Genomic DNA, 4,956 nt, shown 5'->3' on the forward strand with positions numbered 1-4,956 from the left:
GAAAGGGGGAGAAAGGAGTTTCAGAAGAACTTTCCCAACGGTAGAATGCGGGTTTGCGGGGTATGTTTCGGAAGAACTTTATTTTGTGGGAACATAGTAGGGCAGGGAAAAGGGTTAAGGGATAAGGTTCAAGGTGGTTTGATTACTTTTTTTGTTAAAATTTAAATGTCCTGGGGTACAAATTTTAGGGTATAGATGTAAGCAATTAGCAAACAAACGAAATAGAGTTGTTAGAATTGCAATAAAAACGGTGGCGGAAAAATTGAACTAAATACAAAACCCCATCCATTTTAAATAAAAATAAATTAAGAAATAAAAGGAGTCAGTCAAAAGAATGTAAGGAGCAATAATATGATTTACAGTACAGAAGACGGGAAGTTTATACTGTGGATTGTAAAACCTCCAAACATGGAACCGAAGAAGATAGTTTACGCTTTTATGTATAATTTTTGAATTTAGAATCGCCAATAGTACCCCCATATTAAAAAACAGTCTTAAATTTTAAGACTGTTTTTTATTTAAACCGTAGCGCACTACTCCTTTCTCTGAGCAAACATATTGTGTGGGTAGTTCACAGACATAGCTTAACAACTTTGTAAGCTTATTAAGAGGCTTATAAGAGAGTTAAAACAAGGGTATCTGTAAGGGAAACATTACTAACAGGGGTTGAAGGCGGGAAATGTACGCTTACACGTTTCCTACATGAAATTATGTCGAAATTTTAGGGAAAAGGGGCTTAGGATTTAATTAGTTATTTTTCCAAATTAAAGGATTTTGCAACATAAATACTGAAGTATTCACACAATTCATTAAGAAAGGAAATTTATCGTTGGAAAGGTATAGTGCTAATTATTCCAATACCAATAGTAATTTTGTAATACAAAATCTAAATAGTATAAAAAATAAAAATAATAAGTATTTCCCCCTTTTTTGTATTGTAAAGAATATTCTTCAAAGAGGGTGTCCTACTGTGATGTCTCAATATTTACAAGACATTTTAGGGGCAATTCATATAGATAAGGAATTTAATAAACGGGTTAGACTAATACATGACAAGCCACCAAAATGGATTTCTACAATTAAAGGCGATGAGCAAGAGAATGATTATCCCGCAAAAGAATTTTTTGAAAAATACCTACCAATACACTTAGGTGAATTTGCTTTTGTACAGAATCTTATAATACCTGAGGTAGAAATAAACGAAATATGCCAGGTTTTTAATAAACGATTTATGAACCAACAAGTAGATTTTTATTTGCCGCAAGCAAAACTTGTTATAGAAATAGATGGTCAGTTTCATAAGCTTGACGATACAACAAGGATTAGAGATCGAGAGAGGGATTCTTATTTATTAAAACATGGCATAAAGACAATAAGAATAGATACATTTGAACTTTATAATAAGAGACCAGCATACTATAAAAAGGTTGAGAAAATCTTAAAAAGGATAAAAGAATATAGTTCTGTATTTGAGGAATACAGACAGTCCCTGGGATTACTTAAAAGCGATAGCTTAGACAAGTACACTGAAAAAGTATTATTATCTACTGCCATTATAAGATTCCAACTAACCCTATTGTCATTACTTGAAAAAGGAAGGATTAGTCTCGAAGATAGAGAATGGAAATTCAACATATTGGCTCATGATATTGATGGCTTTGCCTCACATGCAATTGAAGACTTAATGCTTTGGTTAGAGAACCTTTGTAAGCTTACAGCTTTAAAATTAATGAAGCCTCAATATAAAATAAATTATATTAAGGCGGCACAACAATTTGATTTTTCCAAAGGCTATATAAATATAGATTTTAGTTTATTAAAGAGATGGACAGATGAAAACAAGTTAAGCCCTAACGTCATTTATGTTAGAACTGATTACTTTGATGATTTTGAATATTTTAGGGTAAGCACCTCTGACCCTGTTAAATATAGCATTATTGATGATGGTGAAAATAGCAATAAAGAGGCATTAGAATTTTTTTTAAAGAACATATATGGCTTTGATAGTTTTAACGATGGTCAGTTTCAGATAATTTCCCACGCATTAGCCTTGCAGGACACCATTGGTCTTTTACCTACTGGCGGAGGGAAGTCTTTATGCTATCAACTCATGGCTTTATTACAACCCTGCGTAAGTTTTGTGGTTTGCCCCATTAAATCTCTTATGTATGATCAAAAAGATAATCTGGACAAAGCTTTTATAACAAATACTAACTATATAAGTAGTGATCAAACACCTGCGGAAAAAGAAAAGGTAAGACAATTCTTTTCCGAGGGAAGATATCAATTTATATGGATATCACCAGAGCGGTTTCAGGATAAAAAATTCAGAAAAGAATTAGATGCCTTAAATAAAAATTTGACAATTGCCTATGCTGTAATAGATGAAGTTCATTGTTTATCAGAGTGGGGACATGATTTTAGGACTTCATATTTAAATCTTATTAGGACAATAAGAAGGTATTGCCCTTCATCTGTTTTCGTGGGTTTAACTGCAACTGCGTCTAATTTTGTATTAGAGGATATAAAGGTGGAGTTTGAAGTCGAAACAGCAAATATTAAAACCTTAACCTCTTTCGGTAGACCAGAACTTGAGTTTCATGTAATTAAAGATGAGAGCGATAAAAGGAAAGCCCTTATTGACTTATTAGAGGAATTAAAAATTGGACAACCTGATATTTTTATCCCAAAAGACGATTATACAAAGTCTGGTATTATATTTACTTTAACTGTTAATGGGCCATCTGGATGTTATGATATTGCAAATGACTTAAAAAGGGAATTAAAGGTGGATGTAAGGTGGTATTCTGGAAAGATACCTAAAATCAAGCAAAAATTTATTATGAATAATAGTGATTTTAATATTTATAAACAGGTGGTGCAAAAAGATTTTAAAGAGAATAAAATCCCATTGTTAGTAGCTACTAAGGCATTTGGCATGGGGATAGATAAGAAAAATGTAAGATATACTGTTCATTTTGGCATTCCACGTTCAATAGAATCTTTATATCAAGAAGCGGGTAGGGCTGGAAGGGATAAAAAAAGAGCTAACTGCTATATAATTTTCAGCCCAGCAAAAATTAATGCGAATAAACTTAATAAACTTTTTGATGTCAACACTTCTTTTGAAGAAATAAAAGAGATCCAGAAGGACGTTCGCTATGAAGGAAAGGATGTTATGGTAAACTTCTTCCTTTGGTTACAGAACACAAAGGGTGAGGAATTTGAGCTGGGTATTATGGAAAAAATTTTTAGATGCGCTGAACCGAAAAGGATTAAAAAGATATACTGCCGAAGATTGGGGCATCCCATGGCTGATGTTCAAAAAGGTATTTATAGATTAAGGACTGTTGGTGTCGTTGAAGATTGGACTATAGAAGATTGGAATACTGAGGTAATTGAGGTTGAATTTGCTGACTTCAATGAAGAGACAACATTAAATGCGTTATTAAAATATATTAATAAATATGATAAAGAGTTTAGCTTATCTGCTCATTCAATAAAAAACCCCAGATATAGTGAGTATATTAAAATATTTAGGGATAATAAAAAGCGTTTATCCGAACGTATCTTTACAATTTTACTTAAATGGAGCTATGAAAATATAATCTACAACAGAAGACAATCATTAAAAAACATATATGATTTGTGTAATAATTTTAAGAATGCACATGAATTTAAGGAAAGGATTGAGAGTTTCTTTAAATTTAATGAGAACACTTTCATACTGGATCATATAGCGAATAGTCCTGCCGATTATGAAAAATGGTTTGACGTTTTCTATACTGAATCAGAGGAGTACAAAGAGTTTGTAGGAATTGAAAAAGTTAAGGAATTATATGACACCATGACAAGGTTTCTTGAAAGCTATAGATATAATACTGGACTTAATTATCTAAGTGGGATAGTTGCTCTTTTTCTTAATGATTTTGATAAAAGAGACAATAGAGAACGTTTTATTTCATCCCTTGACCAGATAGTTAGTTATTCTGATGCTACAAGACAAAACATTCTAAATAACACTCTAAGCCTATGCACTAATCTTGATGACAAAAACAAGGAATATTTAAGCGAAATTTTGTGTGGTTATTATCCAGATAAGGGATTAGAGATTTATGAAGCACTGGGGGATATGCATAGCTTGTATGTAAACTTGAGCAATGAAATTGAAAGAATAAAACATATAAGGGCAGGGTTAATATGGCGCATATAAGAAAACTAAATAATATTATAAACGAATTTGAAAAAGAGACAAAAAATATTCATTCCATTTCAGGCTTAGTTAATAAAATTAAAGAACTACAACAAAAAATTGAAGAAAATGAAAAGAACCAAATGTACTACTTAAAAAACTTGAACGAGGCAAAACAAGAACTACAAGTTTTGATTTCCCGAAATAACAAATTGGAAGCGGAAATGCTTAATGCAATTAAAAGAGTACATGATTTTAATGTAAGCATATCAAATGAAATCACTACTAAGCTTCAAAATGCTGAGGCTGAGTTTCTAAATCAATTACAAGGTATAAGAAATGAAAACAAAAAGGCATACCTTAACTTCGAGGAAATATTAACATTAGTTTCAGATAAAAACAAAATGGATTTAGAGATAAAAACTCAAGAGCAAAATACAAGATAAGCCATGCCCACTTTGACGGACACCAGACCGTGATCGTATAATTAAATCACGAGAGGATGTCGATTGTGGGTAAAACAAGTAACAGATATGATGATGAATTTAAGGCTCATGCTGTTAGCCTGGTGGTAGATAAAGGCCGGCCAATAAGCGCAGTAGCCGCCGACCTTGGTGTCTCCCAGCCTGCTCTGAGAAGATGGGTAAAACTGAGTACTGAGCCAGAGGATTCGGTTGACAAGCGAATTGCCGAGCTTGAAGCTGAAAACAAAGCGCTCAAAAAAGATCTTTCGGACGCAAAGGATACCGTTGAAGTGCTAAAAA

General features: G+C 32.6%; 3 protein-coding genes. All 3 read left to right on the forward strand.

Annotation, left to right across the window (positions count from 1 at the left end; all coding sequences use genetic code 11):
* Nucleotides 1–973: 973 nt before the first annotated feature.
* Nucleotides 974–4,213: a RecQ family ATP-dependent DNA helicase gene (locus tag BR02_RS0112795; RefSeq protein WP_238442477.1), complete on the forward strand. Its 3,240-nt coding sequence runs from the start codon at nt 974–976 to the stop codon at nt 4,211–4,213.
* A complete protein-coding gene (locus BR02_RS0112800) occupies nt 4,201–4,638 on the forward strand; it encodes a hypothetical protein (protein WP_031517702.1) in 438 nt (145 codons plus the stop codon). Before BR02_RS0112795 ends, BR02_RS0112800 begins: the two co-directional genes overlap by 13 nt.
* Before the next feature lie 65 nt (nt 4,639–4,703).
* A partial coding sequence (locus BR02_RS0112805) for a transposase (RefSeq protein ID WP_051688319.1) occupies nt 4,704–4,956 on the forward strand: 253 nt, incomplete at its 3' end.

Source organism: Desulfofalx alkaliphila DSM 12257, from assembly GCF_000711975.1.
In the GTDB taxonomy this organism is placed as follows: Bacteria; Bacillota; Desulfotomaculia; order Desulfotomaculales; family Desulfohalotomaculaceae; genus Desulfofalx; species Desulfofalx alkaliphila.

Coding starts and splice junctions, on each gene's coding strand:
- BR02_RS0112795 (WP_238442477.1), top strand. CDS start 974: ATGTCTCAATATTTACAAGACATTTTAGGGGCAATTCATATAGATAAG.
- BR02_RS0112800 (WP_031517702.1), top strand. CDS start 4,201: ATGGCGCATATAAGAAAACTAAATAATATTATAAACGAATTTGAAAAA.